This window comes from Burkholderia sp. AU4i (assembly GCF_000466765.1).
In the GTDB taxonomy this organism is placed as follows: domain Bacteria; phylum Pseudomonadota; class Gammaproteobacteria; order Burkholderiales; family Burkholderiaceae; genus Burkholderia; species Burkholderia cepacia.
On the sequence record NZ_ASSI01000470.1, the window covers coordinates 1 to 528 of the forward strand.

At 64.6% G+C, this 528-nt stretch carries 2 pseudogenes; both read left to right on the plus strand.

Features of this window, described 5'->3' with window-relative positions:
* Positions 1-139: pseudogene (locus tag L810_RS48010) on the plus strand (2-dehydropantoate 2-reductase); the annotation flags it as partial.
* 231 nt (positions 140-370) lie between these two features.
* A pseudogene (locus L810_RS48015) lies at positions 371-528 on the plus strand (AraC family transcriptional regulator); the annotation flags it as partial.

Here is a 528-nt window from a genome sequence, read left to right on the forward strand (position 1 = left end):
CGAAGCCGATCACGTGATCGGCGACCTGCTCGCGCGCCGCGACCCGCAGGCGGCCGATGGGCTGTCGCTGCTGCGGATCGCGTATAACCACCTGAAGGCGTACGAAGCGCGTACCGCGCGCGAGCACGCGGCCGCGTAAGCGCCGGGCGGGCGGCCGCCCGGCCGTTCCGCACTGCACAAATTTGCCATCCGGCGCCATTTGCGGCCGGAATGGGCAAAAAAGTATCGAAAATCAGGCGTAAAGTTGGTGGAGCCGCGCGCTCGATCGACCTACATTGCTTCCCATGCGACCGGTCGCGTCGCCGCGTGAAATACGCGGCGCACGCGCAAAACGAACCGGCCGGCGAGACACGGGAATGGAGACGCCCACATGATGCACCCCGATCTGGAAGTGGTCGAAGTGCGACGCGACGAGTCGTTCAAGGTCTGGTCGCACGGTTATCCGTATCGCACGATCCGCTGGCACTTCCATCCCGAATTCGAACTGCACCTGATCGTCGCGACGCGCGGCAAGTATTTCGTCGGCGA